Below are 21,958 nucleotides of genomic sequence, written 5' to 3' on the forward strand. Positions count from 1 at the left end.
ACAGGGTTTGTCGCCCGCTTCCCCAACAAGGACCTTTTCGAGCAATTCCTGCAATTCCTGCACTCGGTCCTGCCACCCACAGCCGAGTTCATGGAAAGAGACTGGGAGTGGTGAAAAGCCCGGTGCTTGATGCAACGAGATACTTGTAGGAAGCAGCTTGCTGGCGAAAAAGGCCTGAAAACCGGCAGATATTCTGCGTCGGTACGCTGAAGTCGCCAGGCTGCCTCCCACAAAGTGAGTTATGACCTTAACTGTTCGGCATCAGCCTTACAGGGCGCGTTCGTTCGCTTCGCGCTGTTCGCAGGTCATGAAGCCTTTGTTGGTAACACGGCCGTCGCCGTTGAAGCTGACGTGGTAGACCTGTTTGTGGCCATCTTTGGTCATCACGTAGTTATTGCAGGTTCCTGGGCTGACCTTGCGGTCCACTGTGGACGAAGGCTCGCCGCCGATGGTCAGCACTTGCTGTCGAGTCATGCCGTTTTCGACTTGCTTGACCAGTGGCTCGTTGCGATAGGTCACGAAGTCCACCGGATTCTGTACGGTTGCCGTACCGCAACCCGCCAATGTCCCCAATACACAGGTAGCCGCCAGGATTTTCTTGTACATCATTGTCTCTCCGCATGACAGAGCCGGTCTTGGCCCGATGTGCTTTGGAGAGGGGAAGGTGCGTGAGAGTTCGATAATGGATGGCAATAAGGCAGTACACGTGTTTGTCATATATATCTGTCTTGCTGCCAAACACCGCTAAGGTTCTAGCTATTGGCTAACGTCGGAGAGGACACATGGCGCAAGAACAAGCTACGCGATATCCGTTATTGCTGGTGCCCGGTCTCTTGGGGTTTGTGCGTTTGCTGGTTTATCCCTATTGGTTCGGCATCATCAAGGCACTGGAGCGGGGTGGGGCGACGGTGATTCCGGTGATGGTTTCCGGGGTCAACTCAACCGAGATACGGGGAGAGCAACTGCTCAAGATCATTGAGAAGACCGTCCGCGAAACCGGCGCAGCCAAGGTCAACCTGATCGGCCATAGCCAGGGCGCGTTGACTGTTCGTTATGTCGCCGCCAAACGTCCTGATCTGGTGGCCTCGGTGACGTCAGTGGCCGGTCCCAATCAGGGCTCAGAGCTGGCGGATTATCTGGAGCGTACTTTTCCGGTTGGCAGTGCGGGTGGGCGTGTCGTCAATGCGGTGATCGGTTTGCTGTCCTGGACGATCACGACGTTTGAGACCGGGTATCGCGGACCCAAGTTGCCGATGAATATCTCGGCTTCCCACCAGTCGCTGACCACGACCGGGGTTGCGCTGTTTAACAGGCAGTACCCTCAAGGGTTGCCGCAAACCTGGGGCGGGCAGGGCGAGGAACTGGTCAATGGCGTGCGCTATTACTCCTGGTCCGGGATTCTGAAGCCGGGGATTACCAATCGAGGACGTAACCTGATCGACGGGACCAACGTGACCTGTCGTATTTTCGCCCGCACCTTCGTCAAGGAAAAAGGCCAGTGCGACGGCATGGTCGGGCGTTTCAGCTCGCATCTGGGGACTGTGATCGGCGATGACTTCCCGCTCGATCACTTCGATATCGTCAACCAGACCTTTGGCCTTGTGGGCAAGGGCGCGAACCCCGTAAAGCTCTTCCTTGACCATGCGGCACGTCTCAAGGCCGCAGGGCTTTAAGCGGTCTGCCGCATCGGGGTTTTCCAGCGCTCTGCCAGGATGACTCCGCACAAGGTCAATGCTCCACCGGCCAGGTGATAAAGCGCCAGTTGCTCGCCCAGAAAGGCTGCCGCGATCAGGGCAGTCGCAATGGGCATCAGGTTGAAGAACAGCGTTGTGCGGCTTGGTCCCAGACGCATGATGGCGGTCATCCACAACCATGGCGCGAGCATCGAAGTCGGAATGGCCGCATACAGGACCATGGGGATGTTGCTCATGTTCAGGCCTGTCCGGGGCGAGAGAATGAACAGCGGAAACAGCACAATGATCGCAATCAGTATTTGCAGGTACAGCAACTGCAAGGGCGGCAGACACAACTGCCACTTTTTCAGCAGGGTGCTGTAGACGGCATAGGCTGCTGCCGCGACCAGAACCATCGCATCCCCACGATTGATGCCCTGCTCGATGAGCCCGGTCAGATTGCCGGCCGACACCACCACGACTACACCGGCAAAAGACAATACGGCCCCGAACAAGGCGCCGAAAGTCAGTCGATTACCCAGGCAGGCAATTGAAAGCCCCAGCGCCATCATGGGCACCAGGGATTGAATGATTCCCATGTTGGTGGCCGTGGTCATGCTGGCGGCGAAATACGCCAGGCTCTGGTACACCGCCATGCCCAGCACGCCCAATACGACGATCTTGCCCAGCACCGGTTTGATGAGCGCCCGGTTCTTCCACACCGGTCTGAGCATGAACGGCGTGAACAGGAGGCCTGCCAGTAGCCAGCGATAGAAACCGATCTCGGCGGGGAAGATCACTTCCGATGCAGCCTTGGTAATGACGGTATTGGCTGCCCAGATCAGGATGGTCAGCAGAGGAAATGCGTATTGCATGAGGTAACCGATAAAAAGCGAGAGGTGATTATCCGCCTGACAAGGTGTCTTGGCTCGACATATATCGCAACATCTTTGACTACACTCTTTTGAGACCGCGCTGATCGGTACGGTCGTTCTGGAGAGTTGACCTGATGAAGACGCTCGGTATTTCTTTGTTGCTCGTTGGTCTGATGGTATCCGCCCAAGGCTTTGCTGCCACGGCGCAGCAGAACAAGATGACCTCCTGTAACGCGGATGCCACTGCCAAGTCGCTCAAGGGCGATGAACGTAAGGCATTCATGAGCACATGCCTGAAGGCTGCACCGGCTCCGGCGCAAACCCAGCAGGAAAAAATGAAGACCTGCAATGCGACCGCTACCACTCAAGCTCTCAAGGGCGATGCTCGCAAGAGCTTCATGAGTGATTGTCTCAAGAAGAAATAATTTTCCGGTGATGGGCTCACTGGCCTGAATATTGGCCCAGGTGCGGGAAATAAAGCGCTTGGGCCTGATTCGCACCGCAGCTATTGAGCCGAGGCGCGTGCTATTGCTGTTCTGACCTTCGGATCACTGGTCCTCGGCTCTGAACGCTGGCAGACTGCCGTCTTCTTTGGGCCGCCCGTTGAGGCTTTATGCCAACGTTTTCTTTGCGTCAGGTGTTATTGGCCAGCTGGATTCTGGTTTTTGGCGGTTTGCTGCTGATTTTACCTTTCAAGCTGTTGCCAAGTCTGTTGGCAGGTCTGCTGGTCTACGAATTGGTCAACATGCTGACCCCAAGACTGCAACGCCTGATTTCCGGTGAGCGTGCCCGATGGCTTGCCGTGGCCTTGCTGGGGACCATCATTGTCAGTCTGCTGACGCTGATTTTCGCCGGTGCCATCAGTTTTGTATTGCATGAGGCCGAGAATCCCGGCGCGTCACTGGACAAGTTCATGGTTCTGGTGGACCGCGCCCGTGGGCAGTTACCGCCTTTCATTGATGCCTACCTGCCGGCCAGTGCAGCCGAGTTTCAGGTGTCCCTGGGCCAATGGCTGCAAAAGCATATCGGTGAGTTGCAGATGATCGGCAAGGGCGCGGCCCACATGTTCGTGACCATGCTGATCGGCATGGTGCTGGGCGCGATCATCGCCTTGCAGCGAATCTCGGACGTTCATACCCGCAAGCCACTGGCTGCTGCGCTGTTCGACCGGCTGAGCCTGTTGAGCCGTGCCTTCCGCAATATTGTCTTTGCCCAGATCAAGATCTCGCTGCTCAACACCGCCTTTACGTCGGTATTCCTGGCGATTGTCCTGCCGTTGTGGGGCATTCACCTGCCATTGACCAAGACCCTGATCATCATGACCTTCCTGCTCGGCCTGCTGCCGGTAGTGGGTAACCTGATGTCCAACACCCTGATCTTCATCGTCGGGATGTCGGTGTCGATCTGGGTGGCCTTCGCGGCGCTGACCTACCTGATCGTGATCCACAAGGTCGAATACTTCCTCAATGCGCGGATCGTCGGCGGGCAGATCAATGCCAAGTCGTGGGAGCTGCTGCTGGCCATGCTTCTCTTCGAGGCAGCCTTCGGCCTGCCGGGCGTGGTGGCCGGGCCGATCTACTATGCGTATCTCAAGAGCGAGTTGCAGAAGGAAGGGTTGGTGTAGGAGGGGAAGTTTCAAGCTGCAAGCTTTAAGCGGCAAGTAAAAGCACAGCGCGTATACCGTCTGCTTTTTCTTGCAGCTTGAAGCTTACAACTTGCAGCTCACCCCTCACCCATACCTTTTCTTCGCTTCGATCGCCAGGCCGCTACCAATACTGCCGAAGATATTGCCTTCCACATGGCGGGCATTGGGCAGCATTGCAGACACGCTGTTGCGCAGGGCCGGAATGCCGCTTGAACCACCGGTGAAGAACACCGTGTTCACTTGCTCGACACCCACGCCTGCATCGCTCAACAGTTTGCTCACGCTGTCACGCACGCGCTCAAGCTGGGCATCGATGGCTGACTCGAACATTGCCCGGCTCAAATCCACGCTCAGGCCGCTTTCGATACGATCCATGGGAACATGGCGGCTTTCGGCGTTGGTCAGCTGGATCTTGGTTTCTTCCACTTCCATTGCCAGCCAGTGCCCGGCGCGTTGCTCGATCAGTTTGAACAGGCGGTCGATACCACCGGTATCTTCGATGTCGTAGCGCATGCTGCCCAGCGCCAACTGGGATTTCTGCGAGTACACGGCGTTGATGGTGTGCCAGGTCGCCAGGTTCATGTGATGACTGGTAGGCATGTAGGCACCGCTTTTCATGCGGCTGCCATAACCGAACAGCGGCATCACGCCTTGCAGGCTCAGTTGTTTGTCGAAGTCGGTCCCGCCGATATGCACGCCGCCCGTGGCCAGGATGTCTTCATGACGGTCGTTGTGGGTACGTCGCTCCGGTGACAGGCGCACCAACGAGAAGTCCGAAGTACCACCGCCGATGTCGACGATCAGCACCAGCTCTTCGCTATTGATGCTCGACTCATAGTCGAAGGCTGCGGCGATGGGTTCGTACTGGAATGACACGTCCTTGAAGCCGATCTTGCGAGCGACTTCGGCCAGGGTGTCTTCGGCTTCCTGGTCCGCTTGCGCGTCGTCATCGACGAAATGCACAGGACGGCCCAGCACAACCTGCTCGAACTCCCGGCCAGCGGTGCGCTCTGCACGCTTTTTCAGCTCGCCGATGAACAGCCCCAGCAAATCCTTGAATGGCATGGCCGTGCCCAGCACGCTGGTGTCGTGTTTGATCAGCTTGGAACCCAGCAGGCTCTTGAGCGAGCGCATCAGGCGGCCTTCGTAGCCTTCCAGATACTCGTGCAGCGCCAGGCGGCCATACACCGGGCGGCGCTCTTCCATGTTGAAGAACACCACTGACGGCAGAGTGATCTTGTCGTCCTCCAGCGCAATCAACGATTCCACGCCTGGTCTTTGCCAGCCGACAGTGGAGTTGGACGTGCCGAAATCGATGCCGCAGGCACGGGCCGGGGATTGGTCATTCATGTCTTTTACGTTCCAGTCAAAAAACGGCCGCGCAGTGTATGTCAGTGCATCGTGATTGCGTAGTGCTGTCAGGCGAATGGAGTTACAGCATTTTACGTGACATGATCCCGCCGCCCTCTGGTTTCTGCATGGTTTGTGGTTGAGGCCCAGGCTCTCGTTTTCAATAAGGAAGTTGAATGCCCGTACTCAAGGGAACCCTCCCGTTTTACCTTTCCGTCGGCTTTTTGCAGGCCGTCGTGATGGTGTTCTCCTGGGAGTTTGAAAGGAATTCTGTTGTCGTGGCTGCTCTGGTTTTCGGGGTCAACCTGCAATTGCTGGGTAACCATTTCAGGCAGCGTGGTGCCTGGATCGGGGCCGGGTTGCTGGCTTTGATACTGGCCGCCATTACTGAATGGGCCATGCACAGGTCGTTGAGATCCTGGGACGAGCACTGGATCTTTGGCTCACTCATCGTGGGTTATATCTGTTCGGCCTTCATCCTCAGCTGGCCATCAGGCGAGAGGCTACGGCTGCCTTATCGGGTGCTGTTTCAGCACGCCTGGAACAGTGGCCTCATCCTGCTGCTGGCTCTGTTGCTGACAGGACTGTTCTGGTCACTGTTGCAGCTATGCGCGAGTCTGTTCCAGATGATTGGCATCGGCGCACTCAAAGAGGTGATCAAGACCCGGAACTTCAATATTGTCAGTCTGTGCATGGTGTTCTCCTTGGGCATACGCATAGGGCGTGAGAACGACAAAGTCATCAGCATGCTGCGGGGTGTTCTGCTGAGTCTGTGCCGTTTTCTGGCACCGCTGACGGCGTTGATCGTGGTGTTTTTCTCTCTGGCACTGCCGTTTACCGGGCTGGAGTCAATCTGGGAGACTGGCCGCGCCACTACGATCCTGCTGTCTCTGGTGGCTGCGAATCTGTTTCTGGTCAACGGCGTGTTTCAGGATGGCAGCCAGCCACAGGCTTATCCACAGGGGCTCAAGTGGATGATAAACGCCAGCCTGCTGCTATTGCCGGTGCTGGCAGTGTTGGCGGCTTATTCAACCTGGCTGCGTATCGAGCAATACGGGCTGTCTCCATCGCGCGTCATCGGTCTGTTGTCAGTGGTGATCGCCGTTCTATACAGTCTGGCTGCGCTGTGGGCGGTCTTGAGATCAGGCGCTGACTGGCTGGGCAATCTACGAGCAACCAATCCCTGGCTGGCCTTGCTGGCGTGCGTAGTGGTGGTTTCGACTCACACGCCTTGGTGGAACCCGGAAGAGTTGAGCGCTCGTAATCAGATACAACGGTTGATGGATGGAACGACATCGCCTGCCATTTTCGATGCCTATTCCCTGCGCAACTCTTTGGGTAAACCGGGGCTGCGGGCATTTAACCGTCTGATGGCGGACCTGGACCAGCTCCCGCAGAACATGGACGCCAATGCCCGTGAAGTCCTCAAGACGCGGATGTATGACGCATTGGAAACCTCTACGAAACGCTACAGGGCGATCCCTGTACCAGATCAGAACCGGATCTGGATCGGCGAGCCAGTGGATGGTCATGAACAATTCGCCAATCCCAGGCTGGGGAGTCTCAATTGCAATAAGTTGCAATGCGTTATGTGGGTTATCGATCTGGATGGTGACGGTCAGAACGAAGTGGTGCAGTTTTTTGCTTCGACTCAGGCGTGGATGTATATCTTCAAACGCAATGCAGATGGCCAGTGGGAAGAGATCGGGAGAATGGATGGCTCGTTTCATACCGGCAAGGAACTGGCCGATATGATCCGGGCGGGTAAGGTAAGGCTCGTCGAGCCGCGTTATCGAAATCTGGATATCGACGGGCAGTTGTATACCCCGAATATAGAGAGAGATCACACGTCAGCCCATCAATAGGCTATGGCGTTGTCATCCATTGCGACCGTTTACGGATACACTCTGCGACTTGAGTTTTCCAGGCACCGCCCCATGACAGGGTAGATAGTTACGTATGGTGCGGCTGGGCATATTGGGGATGGGTGATCGTTAGATGGATTTCAAAGATTATTACAAGATTCTCGGCGTTGAGCCGACGGTCGACGACAAGGCGCTCAAGGCGGCCTATCGCAAGCTTGCGCGCAAGTATCATCCGGACGTCAGCAGAGAAGCCGGCGCGGAAGACAAGTTCAAGGAAGCGTCCGAGGCTTATGAAGTCCTGAGCAGCCCGGACAAGCGTGCCGAGTATGACGAGCTGCGCAAGTACGGGCGTCAGGGGCGGCCTTTCCAGCCGCCACCTGGCTGGCAGAGCCGTGCAGGCGCTGGCGCCGGTGGTTTTGGTGGGGATACCACGGACTTCTCCGAGTTCTTCAGTTCGATCTTCGGTGGTCGGGCTCAGCAGCAGGGCGGTCGTACCCGTAACCAGGGCCGCAAGGGGCAGGACGTGGAAATGGAACTGGCGATCTTCCTGGAAGAAACCCTGTCAGGTGAATCCAAGCAGGTCAGTTTCAAGGTTCCGCAGCACAGCCCCAACGGGCAACGCATGGCTGACATCACCAAGACCCTGAACGTGAAGATTCCTGCCGGGGTCGTGGATGGCGAGCGTATCCGCCTCAAGGGTCAGGGCGCGCCGGGTGTTGCAGGTGGCGAGAATGGCGATCTGTACCTGATCATCCGCCTGGCACCGCATCCGATGTTCGAGGTCGAGAATCATGACCTGATCATCACCGTGCCGCTGGCTCCATGGGAGGCTGCGCTGGGTGCCAAGGTCGCTGTGCCGACCCTGACCGGCAAGATCAACCTGACCATTCGTCCGGAAAGCCAGAACGGTCAGCGTCTGCGTATCAAGGGCAATGGCTTGCTGGACAAGAAAGGCGAGCGTGGCGACCTGTACGCTCAGCTCAAGATCGTCATGCCCAGAACGATCGATGATGCCACCAAGACCCTCTGGCAAAAGCTGGCTGACAAGTCTGCCTTTGATCCACGGAGCCAGTGGGGTAATTGAGCCATGAGTCAGGTGGTCGACAGACCGGCCACCTGCAGGTTCAAGCCGTGCGCGGCAGGACCACGGTAAACGTGGTTCCATCGCCGATGGTCGATGTCACCGTAATGCTGCCGGCATGGGCATTGACCACTTCCTTGACGATGAACAAGCCCAGACCAAGGCTGGTCGATGGGTTGTGGGTTTCGGCGTCAGGGTTCACGCTGCGTACCATCGGGTCGAAAATCGTGCCGATGGCGTCCTCCGCAATGGGCTCGCCATCGTTGTGGACGATCAGTTCCACATTGTCCTCCCAGCCAGTGACCTTGACGCTGACTTCGTTGCTCGAGGTGCCGTGCTGCAACGCATTGCCGATCAGGTTCTGTAGCAGTTGGCCAATCCTGGCGCTGTCCCACTCGCCTCGGGTATTGCCCGCCACTTTCAGGGTCGGTGTGCTGGCTGGCTGACCGGCACAGGCTTCTTCGATGGCTTCGCGGCATGCAGCGGCCAGGTCCATGGGCTTGCGCTCCACCGGCAGGCTGGCGCCGAGTCGGCTGCGCACGAATTCCAGCAGGTCCCCGACCATGGCGCCCATGTGCCGAGTGCTGCTTTTGATCTGGGAAATATAGGAGAGCGTCTTTTCATTCTGCTCTGTCTTGCGCATCAACATGTCTGTAGACATGCTCACGGCCTGTAACGGCGCACGCAGGTCATGGCCGAGAATGGCCAGAAACATATCCCGCGAGCGGGTTACCTGCTCGACGTACGCGGCGGTGGATTCGGCCAGTGCTTCGTCGATGACTTCGTTGAAGCTGATCATGTCCTCAAAAGAGGCTTGTGCCGGTGTCTCCAGGCTTTCGGTCCACAAGCGAGTGACGCTGGAGCGCAAATGGCGAAACTCGGAAGTCATCTGCACCAGATCGAAGCCCACGGTATGCCGAAGCTCGCCATGGCTGGCGGCTGCTTCATCCAGGTTCAGTACAGTGCCCGGAACTCTGGCGGCCTGTTTGCTCCTGGCAGCATCCATGTCCCGTGCAGCGGCCAGCAGAATCGACTTGGCATGGTCGCGCAGTTCGACACGGCTCATGGAGTCAGCCGCAGGAGTCAGGGTCTTGGCGAAGTCTTCCCATTCATCGACGATGCGATCCACATGAGCGACGATGAATTCGGATAGGCGCATTGCCGGTTACCTTGCTTCGGGGTAATGAGGAGGTGTCGGGCATATTATCGTCTTTGCTTTGTCCGACAAACAGCCGTTTGACGTTATTTGTCTCTTAAGTCAACTTTTTGAGAGTCACTTCAATATGTTGAAAGTGACCGGCTTGATCGCAAAGGGCGAGTATAGGCTTCCGATAGCCTACCCCGGCGCGGCTGAAAACCCAAAGGGCCTTCCCGCAGGAAGGCCCTCGTCGGGTCAGAACAGGAAATACCGCTGCGCCATCGGCAGCACATCCGCCGGTTCACACCACAGCAATACGCCGTCGGCCTTGACCTGATAGGTTTGTGGATCGACATCGATGTCGGGCAGGTAGTCGTTGTGAATCAGGTCTTTCTTCTGAACACTGCGGCAACCCTTGACCACACCAATCTGTTTCTTCAGGCCCAGGGCTTCTGGCACGCCGGCGTCGAACGCTGCCTGGCTGATGAAGGTCAGGCTGGTGGCGTGCAATGAGCTGCCATAGCTGGCAAACATCGGGCGGTAATGCACGGGTTGCGGTGTCGGAATAGAGGCGTTGGCGTCGCCCATCAGGCTGGCCGCGATGGCACCGCCCTTGAGGATCAGCGTCGGTTTCACGCCAAAGAACGCCGGACGCCACAGCACCAGATCCGCCCATTTGCCCACTTCGATGGAGCCCACTTCATGGCTGATGCCATGGGTGATTGCCGGGTTGATGGTGTATTTGGCGATGTAGCGCTTGGCGCGGAAGTTGTCGTTGCCTGGACCATCCCCAGGTAGTGGGCCGCGCTGCTTCTTCATCTTGTCGGCGGTCTGCCAGGTGCGCATGATCACTTCACCGACACGGCCCATGGCCTGGCTGTCGGAACTGAGCATCGAGAACGCACCCAGGTCGTGAAGGATGTCTTCGGCGGCAATGGTTTCCCGGCGGATGCGGCTTTCGGCGAAGGCCACGTCTTCGGCAATGCTTGGGTCCAGGTGATGGCAGACCATCAACATGTCCAGGTGCTCGTCGATGGTGTTGCGGGTGAACGGCCGTGTCGGGTTGGTGGAGCTTGGCAGGACGTTGGGCGAGCCGCAGGCCTTGATGATGTCCGGCGCATGGCCGCCACCGGCACCTTCTGTGTGATAGGTGTGGATGGTGCGGTTCTTGAACGCTCCCAGTGTGGTTTCGACGAAACCTGATTCGTTGAGCGTGTCGGTGTGAATCGCGACCTGCACATCGTATTCGTCGGCCACGCTCAGGCAGTTGTCGATGGCTGCGGGCGTGGTGCCCCAGTCTTCGTGCAGCTTCAGGCCGATGGCCCCGGCCTTGACCTGTTCGATCAACGGGCCGGGAACGCTGACGTTGCCTTTGCCGGTCAGGCCAATGTTCATCGGGAACGAGTCGGCGGCCTGGAGCATGCGCGCCATATGCCACGGGCCGGGTGTGACGGTGGTGGCATTGGTGCCGGTGGCCGGGCCGGTGCCGCCGCCGATCATGGTGGTCACGCCACTCATCAACGCTTCTTCGATCTGCTGCGGGCAGATGAAGTGAATGTGCGTATCGACGCCGCCAGCGGTCAGGATCATGCCTTCACCGGCAATCACCTCGGTCGCCGCGCCCACGGCAATGGTCACGTCCGGCTGAATATCCGGGTTGCCCGCCTTGCCGATGGCGGCGATGCGGCCATTCTTGAGCCCGACGTCAGCCTTGACGATGCCCCAGTGATCGATGATCAGGGCGTTGGTGATCAGCGTGTCCACCACTTCAGCGGCCAGCAACTGGCCCTGGCCCATGCCGTCACGAATGACCTTGCCACCGCCGAATTTCACTTCCTCACCGTAGGTGGTGAAGTCCTTTTCGACCTCGATCCACAGCTCGGTATCGGCCAGGCGAACCTTGTCGCCAACGGTGGGGCCGAACATGTCGGCGTAGGCTTGTCGGCTTATTTTCATCTTTCGGGTCTCGGGGTTGGAGCTGCAAGCTTCAAGCTGCGAGCTATAAGTTGTTCGATGCCGGACTGCTTTTATCTTGCAGCTTGAAGCTTGCAGCTAGTGCTGGCCTCTTCGCCAACGAGTTGGCTCCTACATGGAATCCGTTTCTGGGTGAAAGCGTTATTTCAATCCAGGTCTCCCATAACGCGACCCGCAAACCCGAAAACCCGCCTCAATCCAGCCAGGTCCACCAGTTCTACTTCCCGGGCCTGGCCCGGCTCGAAGCGTACGGCGGTGCCGGCCGGGATGTTCAGGCGCATGCCTCGGCTGGCGGCACGGTCGAAGGTCAGGGCGTCGTTGGTCTCGAAGAAATGAAAGTGCGAGCCGACCTGGATCGGGCGGTCGCCGCTGTTGGCGACGGTCAGGCTGATGGTGCGGCGTCCGGCGTTGAGTTCGATGTCGCCGGGCTGAATCTGGTATTGGCCAGGGATCATGTCTGTTGCCCCAAGGTTTTGAAATAAATGGCGGTTGGCATGTAGCGGCCATCCGGTGTGGCGCAGTAATCCGGCAGTTCGCCGACACGGGTGTAGGCGAGGGCGCGGTAGAAGGCTTCCGCAGGCGAGCCTGCCTCCGTGTCCAGATGCAACAGGCCGCGCTTGTGCTGGACGGCGGCATGCTCGACGGCCTCCATCAACTGTGTGCCCAGGCCGCGACCTCTGGCTTGTTGCAGCACCATGAGTTTTTGCACTTCAGCGCGATTGAGCCCGTTGGGCTTCTGGCACAGCGACAATTGCGCGCTGGCCAGCACCTGTTCTTCCTGGACCACCACCCACAACAGCAGGTTGCCGCTGGAGATATCCGTTTTCAGGCCATCACACCAGGCAAGGGCCTGCACTGTATCCAGGTCGGCCATGAATCCTACCGAAGCACCGTGGCGTACAGCATCGAGCAACAGCTCGGCCAGCCCGTGGCGGTAATGCGCAAAGCTGTCAGCGTTTACACGACGTAACTGTGCAGGATTCATGGAGGATGCCCTAGTGAGGTTGTGGAGCCTGGGAGGCCGGTGCCTGTGCGCCGGGCGACAGATTCAGTTGCATGAAAGTCAGATCCAGCCAGCGCCCGAACTTGGTACCGACCTGAGGCATTTGCCCGGTGGTCTTGAAGCCCAGACGTTCATGCAGAGCGATGGAGGCCGTGTTACCGCTTTCGATGGCCGCCACCATGATGTGCTTGTCGCAAAGGCGGGCGCGTTCTATCAGCGCGGCCATCAACTTTGGCCCCAGCCCCTTGCCGCGCTGATCGGCGCGTATATAGACCGAATGCTCGACCGTGTGACGAAAGCCCTCGAAAGGGCGCCAGTCGCCGAATGACGAGTAGCCCAGTACTTCACCCGCATCGTCGACAGCGATCAGGATCGGATAGGCCTGTGTCTGGCGCGCCTCGAACCAGGCCTGACGATTGGCCAGGTCTACGGGCTGTTCGTTCCATATCGCCGTGGTGTTGAGCACCGCGTCGTTGTAGATGGCGAGAATGCCCGGCAGATCGGCTGGCAGTGCATCGCGAATCAGGTCGTTCATAAGTCTCTTGGCTCAGGCAATCGGTTGATGCACGGTGACCAGCTTGGTGCCGTCCGGGAAGGTGGCTTCCACCTGGATCTCGGGGATCATTTCCGGGATGCCTTCCATCACTTGGTCGCGGCTCAGCAGCGTGGTGCCGTAATGCATCAGCTCAGCCACGGTCTGCCCGTCACGGGCACCTTCCAGCAGAGCTGCGGAGATATAGGCCATGGCTTCCGGGTAGTTGAGCTTCACTCCGCGAGCCAGACGGCGTTCGGCAACCAGGCCGGCAGTGAAAATCAGCAGTTTGTCTTTTTCGCGTGGACTCAGATCCATGGTGTATTCCGTTTCTTAAAGTTCTGGTGTGGAAGCGAATCGGGCGGCGCTCCGCTCATTCGCGAACAAACGCACACACCGTAAAATCATGTGTTCCATATTCTGGGGGTGACCGCCTCGCGGCCCAACAAGGCCGGGCGCAGCAGTTTCCATAGTTCGATCAGCCAGGCCCGTGCATGCAGTGCTTCATCCGCCAGACAGCGGGCAACCACCAGCCCCGGCAATTGAGTCAGGTCGCCGCGTACCGGATTGGGCAGCGAGAGCAAGCGGCAGGTTTCGAGCAGATCACTGTTTATTTCTCCGGTAATCAGCAGGGTCCCGAACACCGTCTTGCCATCCAGGCCGATGGGCGAATCCAGCAAACCGTCGCCTCCGACAATGCGCTGCCGCTCATGCCATAGCAACTGGCCGTCGCGACGGATATCCAGATGCGACTGAAAATGCCCCTGCTCGAAACGCTCGCCACTGGCCGGACGTCCCAGCGCCACCACGTCCCAGTAACACAGCCTGGCATCGCCTTGAAGTTCGATACGGGTGGTCAGTTCGGCCCGGGCCTTGCTGAACACGATGGTTTCCTGCGGCAGCCACTCCAGCGTAGCGCCGGGTTCTACGCGCAGGTCCAGTTGCTGATAGGCCGGGCTCGCGGCGCGATACCATTTGGCTGCGCCGGGGCTGGTCAGTTGCGCCCAGGCCTGGGGGCCGACAGTGGCCGAGATATCCAGCCGGTCACCGCCCGCAATCCCGCCAGGCGGGTGAACAATGATGTGCTGGCAGACTTGCGGACCTTCGGCATACAGATGTTTCTGTACTCGCAGCGGTCCTTTATGGCGTCGCTGGATCGGCCGCGTGCTGTCGTCAAAACGTCCATAACCCAGTTCCAGCTCGGCGTGCCAGCTGGGGGTGAACAGGGCGGTGTGGGCAGGCAGATTCATGGTGTCTTCATTGCTTTGTCGAGTCATGCACCTTAACGGATTGGCGTCTCAAATGGTGACAAGACCACGAACGCCTTCGGCTTCCATATTCTCGCCACGGCCTTGCTGGACGATTTCGCCACGGGACATCACCAGATACTGGTCGGCCAGCTCTGCCGCGAAATCGTAGAACTGCTCCACCAGCAGAATAGCCATGTCGCCACGCTCGGCCAGTTTCTTGATGACCGCGCCTATTTCCTTGATGACCGATGGCTGAATGCCTTCGGTGGGCTCATCGAGAATCAACAGGCGAGGACGACTCGCCAGTGCCCGGCCGATTGCCAATTGCTGTTGTTGACCACCGGACAGGTCGCCGCCACGTCGATGTTTCATTTGCAGCAGCACCGGGAACAGTTCGTAGATAAAGGCCGGAACTTCCTTGGCTTCGGAGCCGGGGAAGCGCGACAGGCCCATCAGCAGATTTTCCTCGACCGTCAGCCGCCCGAAAATCTCCCGGCCCTGAGGCACATAGGCAATACCGGCATGCACCCGCTGGTGCGGCTTGAATCCGGTGATGGGCTTGCCTTCCCACTCGACTGAACCCTCTTTGGACGGCAACAACCCCATCAATACCTTGAGCAACGTGGTCTTGCCGACACCGTTACGTCCCAGCAGACAGGTGACTTCGCCGACTTTCACGTCAAAGGACAGACCGCGAAGAATGTGACTGCCGCCGTAGTATTGATGGAGTTTGCTAACGTTCAGCATGTTTGTTCCTCGGAGCTGAAAGCGGCAAGCTAAAAGCCGCAAGAAAAATCAAAAGCAGAAAAGCAGTCATCAAGCGGAAAGCTACAAGCCCCAAGAAAAATCAAAAGCCAGGGCGCTTTTTCTTGTCGCTTGCAGCTCACAGCTTGCAACTGGGCGCTTCAGCGCCCCAAATACACTTCGATCACTCGTTCATCGGCCTGCACTTCTTCCAGCGACCCTTCAGCGAGAACGCTGCCCTGGTGCAGGACGGTCACGTGGTCGGCAATCGAGCCGACGAAGCCCATGTCGTGCTCCACCACCATCAGCGAATGCTTGCCTGCCAGGCTTTTGAACAGCTCGGCCGTGAATTCGGTTTCGGCGTCGGTCATGCCGGCAACGGGTTCGTCGAGCAGCAATAATTGCGGGTCCTGAACCAGCAGCATGCCGATTTCCAGAAACTGCTTCTGGCCGTGGGACAGCAAACCTGCCGGGCGATGCATCGATGCGCTCAGGCGGATGGTTTCCAGCACGTCATTGATCCGGTCCTTTTGCTCGCCTGTGAGGCGTGCGCGCAGGCTGGCCCAGACCGACTTGTCGGTTTTCTGCGCCAGCTCCAGGTTCTCGAACACGCTCAAGGCTTCAAATACCGTGGGCTTCTGAAACTTGCGGCCGATCCCTGCCTGAGCGATCTGCACTTCGCTCATGTGTGTCAGGTCCAGGGTTTCACCGAACCAGGCTTTGCCGTGGCTGGGGCGTGTCTTGCCGGTAATCACGTCCATCAGCGTGGTCTTGCCTGCGCCGTTGGGGCCGATGATGCAGCGCAACTCGCCAACACCGATGTACAGATTCAGGTCATTGAGGGCCTTGAAGCCGTCGAAGCTGACGCTGATGTCTTCCAGGGTCAGGATCGTGCCGTGCCGGGTATTGAGCCCCTGGCCCGCTATCTGGCCCAGGCCGATGGCGTCGCGGCTGGTCCCGGCGTCGGAATTGGGGTCTAGAATCGGTTCAAGCATGAAAGCGGGTGTCGATGTGGTTTTCATGACTCGCTCCTTTTCTTCAGCAGGCCGATCACGCCCTTGGGCAGATACAGCGTCACGATGATGAACAGTGCTCCGAGAAAGAACAGCCAGTATTCAGGGAAGGCCACGGTGAACCAGCTCTTCATGCCGTTGACCAGACCTGCGCCCAGCAACGGGCCGATCAGTGTGCCGCGTCCACCCAGCGCTACCCACACGGCAGCTTCGATGGAGTTGGTCGGTGACATTTCGCTGGGGTTGATGATGCCGACTTGCGGCACATACAAGGCCCCGGCCAGACCGCAGAGTACGGCGCTCAGGACCCAGACGAACAGCTTGAAACCACGGGGATCGTAGCCACAGAACATCAGGCGGTTTTCTGCGTCGCGCAGTGCGGTCAGCACTCGTCCGAACTTGCTCTGGGCAAGGCGCCAGCCCACATACAGGCTTGCGACCAGCAACAGGACCGTCAGCAGAAACAGCGTGGCCCGGGTGCCTTGGGAGCTGATGCTGAAACCCAGAATGCTGCGGAAGTTGGTGAAGCCGTTATTGCCGCCAAAACCGGTTTCGTTGCGGAAGAACAGCAGCATGCCGGCAAAGGTCAGGGCCTGGGTCATGATCGAGAAGTACACGCCTTTGATCCGTGAACGGAAGGCGAAGAAACCGAATACCAGCGCCAGCAAGCCCGGCGCCAACACCACCAGACACATGGCCCAGAGGAAATTGTCGGTGCCTGCCCAGTACCAGGGCAGTTCGGTCCATGACAGAAAGGTCATGAAGGCGGGCAAGCCATCGCCCGCTGCTTCACGCATCAGGTACATGCCCATGGCGTAGCCGCCGAGAGCGAAGAACAGGCCGTGGCCCAGCGACAACAGACCGGCGTAACCCCAGACCAGATCCAGCGCCAGGGCGACGATGGCGTAGCACAGGATCTTGCCTACCAGCGTCAGGGTGTAGGCCGAAACCTGCAGGCCGTTATCGGCAGGCAGCAACGACAACAGCGGCATGGCCAGCAATATGGCCAGAACCAGAATGCCCACGGTCAGCGTGCCTTTTGGCCCGACTTTCTGTGCGGCGGTCACTATCAATGGCTGATTCATCAGTCGATCACCCGTCCTTTCAATGCGAAGAGGCCTTGCGGACGTTTCTGGATAAACAGAATGATCAGCGCCAGGATCAGGATCTTGCCCAATACGGCACCGATTTGCGGTTCAAGAATCTTGTTGGCGATGCCCAGCCCGAAAGCGGCCATTACGCTGCCCGCCAGTTGACCGACACCGCCGAGCACCACCACCAGGAACGAGTCGATGATGTAGCTCTGGCCCAGGTCCGGGCCGACGTTACCGATCTGACTCAAGGCCACTCCGCCCAGCCCGGCGATGCCCGAGCCCAGCCCGAAGGCCATCATGTCGATACGCCCGGTGGGCACGCCGCAGCAGGCGGCCATGTTGCGGTTCTGGGTCACGGCACGCACGTTCAGGCCCAGGCGGGTCTTGTTCAACAGCAGCCAGGTCAGTACCACCACGAAAAGCGCGAAGGCGATGATGACGATGCGGTTGTAAGGCAGCACCAGATTGGGCAGCACTTGAATGCCGCCCGACAGCCATTCGGGGTTGGCGACTTCAACGTTCTGCGCGCCGAAAGCCAGACGCACCGCCTGGATCAGCATCAGGCTGATACCCCAGGTGGCGAGCAGGGTTTCCAGCGGGCGGCCATACAAGTGGCGAATCACGGTGCGCTCCAGCGCCATGCCGATCAGTGCCGTGACGAAAAACGCCACCGGCAAGGCAATCAGCGGGTAGTACTCGATGGCACCCGGCGCATAGCGCTGGAACATCAACTGCACCACATAGGTGGAATAGGCTCCCAGCATCAGCATTTCGCCGTGGGCCATATTGATCACGCCCAGCAGGCCGAAGGTGATCGCCAGACCGAGAGCGGCCAGCAGCAGAATCGAACCCAGGGACATACCACTGAAGGCCTGGCCCAATACTTCGCCGATCATCAGCTTGCGTTTGACCTGCGCCAGGCTGGTTTCAGCGGCAATGCGCACCGTTGCATCGGTTTCCACGCCCGGCGACAGCAGTGACTCAAGCCGCGTGCGGGCCAGCGGGTCGCCGGTTTCACCCAGCAGACGCACGGCGGCCAGACGCACCGAAGGGCTGCTGTCGACCAGTTGCAGGTTGGCCAGCGCCAGCGTCAATGCGCTATGCACGCCGGAGTCGGTTTCGGCAGCGACCCGTTGTGTCAGCAGTTCGATCTGAGCGGGGCGGGCGCTTTTTTGCAATTGCCGGGCGGCGGCCAGACGCAGTTTTGCATCGGCGGCCAGCAATTGGTGACTGGCCAGCGCGGTCTCGACCAGACCACGCAGCCGGTTGTTCAGGCGCAGTTTGCGCGGTTCATCCGGGGTTGGAGCATCGGCGGCAGCAGGAGCCTGCGCATCCACGGCCACGTATTGCTCATTGTTTTCGAGGTAGGCGCGTTTGCTGCTGTCCGCAGCAACACGGCCATCGCGCAAGGCTTCAAGCAATTCGACGCGCTCAGGCACAGGTTTGGCTGCCCAGGTTTCAAGCAGATCGGCCTGTTGCGAAGAGCTGGCAGAAACGAAATCGCCAGCATCACTGGCGTGTACTGCCAATGGCAGCAGGAACGCGAGCGTGAGAATGAGGCGGTACAGGGTTTTGGGCATATCGGTAGCCTGGGAGTCGGCGGTGAGGCATTTCGCGAATGAATTGCGCCGTCAGAAGCGAATTCATTCGCGAAGGTATTGGCTAGGTCTTAATTACTCTTCACTGCATGATCCGGCTTCTTGTCGTTGCCAGGGATGTACGGGCTCCATGGCTGTGCACGGATCGGATCCTTGGTCTGCCAGACCACGTTGAACTGACCGTTATCCTCGACTTCACCGATCATTACCGGCTTGTGCAGGTGATGGTTGGTCTTGTCCATGGTCAGGGTGAAGCCCGACGGCGCGGCGAAGGTCTGGCCAGCCATGGCTTCGCGAACCTTGTCGACATCGGTGGACTTGGCTTTCTCGACCGCCTGCGCCCACATGTGAATACCGACGTAGGTGGCTTCCATCGGGTCGTTGGTTACGGCCTTGTCTGCGCCCGGCAGGTTTTTCTTCGTTGCGTAGGCTTTCCAGTCAGCGACGAACTTCTTGTTGACCGGGTTTTCCACGGACTGGAAGTAGTTCCAGGCAGCCAGATGGCCGACCAGTGGCTTGGTGTCGATGCCGCGCAGCTCTTCTTCGCCGACCGAGAACGCAACCACTGGCACGTCGGTGGCCTTGAGGCCCTGGTTGGCCAGTTCCTTGTAGAACGGCACGTTGGAGTCGCCGTTCACGGTAGAAATCACAGCGGTCTTGCCGCCTGCCGAGAACTTCTTGATGTTCGCCACGATGGTCTGGTAATCGGCGTGGCCGAACGGGGTGTAAACCTCTTCGATATCGCTGTCCTTCACGCCTTTGGAGTGCAGGAACGAGCGCAGAATCTTGTTGGTGGTGCGCGGGTAAACGTAGTCGGTGCCCAGCAGGAAGAAGCGCTTGGCCGAGCCGCCGTCTTCGCTCATCAGGTACTCGACCGCAGGAATGGCCTGCTGGTTAGGCGCTGCACCGGTGTAGAACACGTTTGGCGACATTTCTTCGCCTTCGTACTGCACGGGGTAGAACAGCAGGCCATTGAGCTCTTCAAATACCGGCAGTACCGATTTGCGCGATACCGACGTCCAGCAACCGAACACCACAGCGACCTTGTCCTGAGTCAGCAACTGACGGCCCTTTTCCGCGAACAGCGGCCAGTTGGAGGCCGGGTCCACGACTACAGCTTCCAGCATCTTGCCGTTCACGCCACCCTTGGCATTGATTTCGTCAATGGTCATCAGCGCCATGTCCTTGAGCGAAGTCTCGGAGATGGCCATGGTCCCGGAAAGCGAATGCAGAATACCGACCTTGATCGTTTCGGCTGCCTGAACTGTCCAGGTCATACCCATTGCGGCGATTGATGCGGTCAGGGTGAAAGCTTTGATCAGGCTGCGACGCTTCATTGGACGGGCTCCGTTCGGTTGGCTTTTTTTGGTAGGGCGAAAGAATTGCCTCAGGGGTCCTAAGCAAAGGCTGTGCCCAGCCGGGCAAATGGAGTGCATATCCGTTCTAGAGGAGTCGCTGGCGAGGTTCGCGCACTGAAGTGGCGCTGATCGTGGTGCGTCGCTGGATTTTTGTTCGTTGTTGGTGCGCGACGTGCCCGGGAGAAATGAAAAAGCCGCTTTCGCGGCTTTTTCAGAAGATCTGACGAGGCCCGAACCGGTCGGGTGAGGAATTCATCACAAAACCGCCCGCCGGTTTCAGGCTTCGTAGCTGCAATTTAAGCTGCCGCCGACGATTTAGCAAAGCGTGAAAAAACTATCCGATCGAACGCCCATACCGCCAGCAGGGAAACGCCTACCAGCGGAAACGCTACAGCAAGCCCGAACATGATCACGATTGCGGTTTTCCAGCGGGGTAAATCATGGCGCAAGGGCGGCACACCAAGGCCTCCCGTAGGGCGGCGCTTCCACCAGATCACCAGCCCGCTTACCGATCCGAGCAGGATCATCAGGCAGGCCACAAAGATCAGCATCTGGTTGATCCAGCCGAAGAACTTGCCTTCATGGAGCATCACGCTCATCTCGGTGGCCCTGGAAACCAGGCTGTAATCCTTCCAGCCCACGTCAGCCAGAATTTTGCCGCTGTACTGATCGATATGCAGGGTCGCGTCATTGCGCGGATCGTCCGCGAACACCGCCACCGTGAAGACCCCTTCGGCGGTCTTGGGTGCGGTAATACTGTAGCCGGGCTCGACGCCCTGTTCGGTGGCGATATCGACGACTTGCTGTAACGTGACTTTCGGTGCCGCTGGGCCGGCAGACATGCCGTGATGGTGCATGTGTTCGGCATGCTCGCCTGTGGACTGCGGCATCGGCGTGTTTTCCAGTGCCCAGGGCACGGTCTGTACGCTGGCGGTATTGAGTTCGCCCGCCAGTTGCGTGGATTTGGGCACGTCAGTCCACATCGCAGCCGGGAAGGTGTTCCACAACTCGGCGTACTGCTTGCCCCAGAAGCCGGTCCAGGTCATGCCGCTGAGCAGCATGAACAACAGAATCAGTGATCCCCAGAAACCGGTGACCGCATGCAGGTCGCGCCACAGCACTCGCCCGCGACTGCTCAGACGCGGCCACAGCACCCCGGCGGCATTGGTCCCGCGCGGCCACCACAGATAAAGACCGGACACCACCAGCATGATGCCCCAGCCAGCGGCCAGTTCGATCAGCCGGTCACCCACGGTGCCGATCATCAGTTCGCCATGCAGAGCGCGGGCGATGGCTTGCAGGTTGTTTTTGGCATCCTGGGTTCCCAGGATTTCGCCGCGATAAGGGTCGATAAACACATTCAGCTCGTGGCCCTGCTCGCGCACCACAAACTGCGCGCTGCCTTCGGCGCTGACGGGCGGGAAGTATTTGCTGATTGCCGCCTGTGGATAACGGCTCAGTACCCGCTGCTGCAACTCGTCGGCGCTGATCTGGTGATGAGCGGGTTTGACGGTCAGCAGGTCGCTGTACATCAGGTTGTCCAGCTGTGGCTTGAACAGGTAAATGATCCCGGTCAGCGACAGCAGGATCATGAACGGAGCGACGAACAGCCCGGCATAGAAGTGCCAGCGCCAGGCCAGGTTATAGAAAGAGACTTTACGCTGTGACATGGAAAGCGTGCTCACGGTAAAAAAGTACAGGACTGAATGGCGGATCATTGCAAGCCCATCTCTGGGACAGGTTTGCGGCAAATCAGTCAGGTTCG

21 protein-coding genes are annotated in these 21,958 nt (G+C 58.7%); 5 read left to right on the forward strand and 16 right to left on the reverse strand.

Going from position 1 to position 21,958, the window contains the following annotated elements; all coding sequences use genetic code 11:
- Positions 1-267 precede the first annotated feature (267 nt).
- The gene (gene osmE, locus JL015_RS24555; protein WP_201005192.1) at positions 268-606 is read right to left on the reverse strand and encodes an osmotically-inducible lipoprotein OsmE; all 339 of its coding nucleotides are present in this window, start codon (positions 604-606) and stop codon (positions 268-270) included.
- Between the two features lie 176 nt (positions 607-782).
- Here osmE and JL015_RS24560 point away from each other — a divergent pair, with 176 nt between their 5' ends.
- Positions 783-1,673, forward strand: a complete 891-nt coding sequence (locus JL015_RS24560) for an esterase/lipase family protein (RefSeq protein WP_201020323.1) — start codon at positions 783-785, stop codon at positions 1,671-1,673.
- On the opposite strand, the gene JL015_RS24565 is transcribed toward JL015_RS24560, so the two are convergent.
- The gene (locus JL015_RS24565) at positions 1,670-2,548 is read right to left on the reverse strand and encodes a DMT family transporter (RefSeq protein ID WP_201020324.1); all 879 of its coding nucleotides are present in this window, start codon (positions 2,546-2,548) and stop codon (positions 1,670-1,672) included. The genes JL015_RS24560 and JL015_RS24565 overlap by 4 nt on opposite strands.
- A gap of 134 nt (positions 2,549-2,682) precedes the next feature.
- Between JL015_RS24565 and JL015_RS24570 the strand changes: the two genes are divergently transcribed.
- Complete coding sequence (locus JL015_RS24570) at positions 2,683-2,973, forward strand: PsiF family protein (protein ID WP_201005076.1); 291 nt, start codon at positions 2,683-2,685, stop codon at positions 2,971-2,973.
- 188 nt (positions 2,974-3,161) lie between these two features.
- Positions 3,162-4,172 carry an AI-2E family transporter gene (locus JL015_RS24575; RefSeq protein WP_201020325.1) on the forward strand — a complete coding sequence of 337 codons (1,011 nt, stop codon included), beginning with the start codon at positions 3,162-3,164 and terminating at the stop codon, positions 4,170-4,172.
- A 105-nt stretch (positions 4,173-4,277) separates the two neighbouring features.
- Here the strand turns inward: JL015_RS24575 and JL015_RS24580 are convergent, their stop codons facing one another.
- Positions 4,278-5,543, reverse strand: a complete 1,266-nt coding sequence (locus JL015_RS24580) for an Hsp70 family protein (RefSeq protein ID WP_201020326.1) — start codon at positions 5,541-5,543, stop codon at positions 4,278-4,280.
- 176 nt (positions 5,544-5,719) lie between these two features.
- On the opposite strand from JL015_RS24580, the gene JL015_RS24585 reads away from it, so the two are divergent.
- Together JL015_RS24585 and cbpA are read left to right on the forward strand one after the other, a co-directional pair.
- Complete coding sequence (locus JL015_RS24585) at positions 5,720-7,408, forward strand: DUF4153 domain-containing protein (protein WP_201020327.1); 1,689 nt, start codon at positions 5,720-5,722, stop codon at positions 7,406-7,408.
- A gap of 133 nt (positions 7,409-7,541) precedes the next feature.
- Entirely contained in the window at positions 7,542-8,492 is a 951-nt protein-coding gene (gene cbpA, locus JL015_RS24590) for a curved DNA-binding protein (RefSeq protein WP_201020328.1), read from the forward strand.
- Between the two features lie 40 nt (positions 8,493-8,532).
- On the opposite strand, the gene JL015_RS24595 is transcribed toward cbpA, so the two are convergent.
- From JL015_RS24595 to JL015_RS24655, 13 genes are all read right to left on the reverse strand, one after another.
- Positions 8,533-9,648 carry a sensor histidine kinase gene (locus JL015_RS24595; protein ID WP_201020329.1) on the reverse strand — a complete coding sequence of 372 codons (1,116 nt, stop codon included), beginning with the start codon at positions 9,646-9,648 and terminating at the stop codon, positions 8,533-8,535.
- A 234-nt stretch (positions 9,649-9,882) separates the two neighbouring features.
- Positions 9,883-11,583, reverse strand: coding sequence for an urease subunit alpha (gene ureC, locus JL015_RS24600; protein ID WP_201005064.1), 1,701 nt, complete (start codon positions 11,581-11,583; stop codon positions 9,883-9,885).
- Positions 11,584-11,747: 164 nt separating this feature from the next.
- Positions 11,748-12,056, reverse strand: a complete 309-nt coding sequence (locus JL015_RS24605) for an urease subunit beta (RefSeq protein WP_201005062.1) — start codon at positions 12,054-12,056, stop codon at positions 11,748-11,750.
- On the reverse strand, positions 12,053-12,586 hold the full coding sequence (locus JL015_RS24610; protein ID WP_201020330.1) for a GNAT family N-acetyltransferase: 534 nt from the start codon (positions 12,584-12,586) through the stop codon (positions 12,053-12,055). Before JL015_RS24610 ends, JL015_RS24605 begins: the two co-directional genes overlap by 4 nt.
- 10 nt (positions 12,587-12,596) lie before the next feature.
- The gene (locus JL015_RS24615) at positions 12,597-13,139 is read right to left on the reverse strand and encodes a GNAT family N-acetyltransferase (RefSeq protein WP_201020331.1); all 543 of its coding nucleotides are present in this window, start codon (positions 13,137-13,139) and stop codon (positions 12,597-12,599) included.
- A gap of 12 nt (positions 13,140-13,151) precedes the next feature.
- Entirely contained in the window at positions 13,152-13,454 is a 303-nt protein-coding gene (gene ureA, locus JL015_RS24620; protein ID WP_201005056.1) for an urease subunit gamma, read from the reverse strand.
- An 86-nt stretch (positions 13,455-13,540) separates the two neighbouring features.
- A complete protein-coding gene (locus JL015_RS24625) occupies positions 13,541-14,386 on the reverse strand; it encodes an urease accessory protein UreD (RefSeq protein WP_201020332.1) in 846 nt (281 codons plus the stop codon).
- Positions 14,387-14,434: 48 nt separating this feature from the next.
- Positions 14,435-15,133, reverse strand: a complete 699-nt coding sequence (gene urtE / locus JL015_RS24630) for an urea ABC transporter ATP-binding subunit UrtE (protein WP_025262167.1) — start codon at positions 15,131-15,133, stop codon at positions 14,435-14,437.
- A 158-nt stretch (positions 15,134-15,291) separates the two neighbouring features.
- Positions 15,292-16,152, reverse strand: a complete 861-nt coding sequence (gene urtD / locus JL015_RS24635) for an urea ABC transporter ATP-binding protein UrtD (protein WP_201020333.1) — start codon at positions 16,150-16,152, stop codon at positions 15,292-15,294.
- Positions 16,149-17,228 (reverse strand): urea ABC transporter permease subunit UrtC, encoded by a 1,080-nt coding sequence (gene urtC, locus JL015_RS24640; protein WP_025262165.1) that lies wholly within the window; start codon positions 17,226-17,228, stop codon positions 16,149-16,151. Before urtC ends, urtD begins: the two co-directional genes overlap by 4 nt.
- Entirely contained in the window at positions 17,228-18,817 is a 1,590-nt protein-coding gene (urtB, locus tag JL015_RS24645; RefSeq protein WP_201005051.1) for an urea ABC transporter permease subunit UrtB, read from the reverse strand. The genes urtC and urtB overlap by 1 nt, the downstream gene beginning before the upstream one ends.
- A gap of 89 nt (positions 18,818-18,906) precedes the next feature.
- Positions 18,907-20,172: an urea ABC transporter substrate-binding protein gene (gene urtA, locus JL015_RS24650; RefSeq protein ID WP_201005049.1), complete on the reverse strand. Its 1,266-nt coding sequence runs from the start codon at positions 20,170-20,172 to the stop codon at positions 18,907-18,909.
- Between the two features lie 317 nt (positions 20,173-20,489).
- Positions 20,490-21,863: a PepSY-associated TM helix domain-containing protein gene (locus tag JL015_RS24655; RefSeq protein WP_201020334.1), complete on the reverse strand. Its 1,374-nt coding sequence runs from the start codon at positions 21,861-21,863 to the stop codon at positions 20,490-20,492.
- Positions 21,864-21,958: the final 95 nt, after the last annotated feature.

This window comes from Pseudomonas cichorii (genome assembly GCF_015471405.1).
GTDB classification, from domain to species: Bacteria; Pseudomonadota; Gammaproteobacteria; order Pseudomonadales; family Pseudomonadaceae; genus Aquipseudomonas; species Aquipseudomonas serbiensis.